1 protein-coding gene is annotated in these 495 nt (G+C 64.6%); it reads left to right on the top strand.

What is annotated here, in order from left to right; genetic code table 11:
- Nucleotides 1-495, top strand: a 495-nt coding sequence (locus tag EOA75_RS33700; RefSeq protein WP_164747800.1) for an aldo/keto reductase, incomplete at both ends; no start/stop codon positions are given.

The following is a 495-nucleotide window of genomic DNA, read 5'->3' as shown; positions in this document are numbered from 1 at the left end:
ACGCCGCTCTGCTATCCCGATGTGATCGGCAAGCAGCTTGCCCAGTCGCTCGACCGGCTGCAGACCGACCATGTCGACATTTATTTCATGCATCGCGACAATCCGGACGTGCCGGTCGGCGAGTTCGTCGATGCCATGGACCGCGAGGTCAAGGCCGGCCGCATCCGCGGCCTGTTCGGCGGCTCCAACTGGACGATGGAGCGTATGGACGCGGCGATCGCCTATGCCGAACGCACCGGCAAGCAGAAGCCGGGCGCGCTTTCCAACAATTTTTCGCTGGCCGAGATGCTGGAGCCGATCTGGGCCGGCTGCATCACCTCTTCCACCGACGATTGGAAAGCTTGGCTGACGGCGCGGCAGATGCCCAACTTCGCCTGGTCGAGCCAGGGCCGCGGCTTCTTCACCGACCGCGCCGGCCGCGACCGCACCGACAATGAAGAGCTGGTGCGGGTCTGGTATTCGGAAAAGAACTTCGGCCGCCGCGACCGCGCCATC

This window comes from Mesorhizobium sp. M1A.F.Ca.IN.022.07.1.1 (assembly GCF_003997575.1).
In the GTDB taxonomy this organism is placed as follows: Bacteria; Pseudomonadota; Alphaproteobacteria; order Rhizobiales; family Rhizobiaceae; genus Mesorhizobium.
Note: the sequence above shows the minus strand (reverse complement) of the source record. Positions and strands in the feature narration are given on the sequence as shown.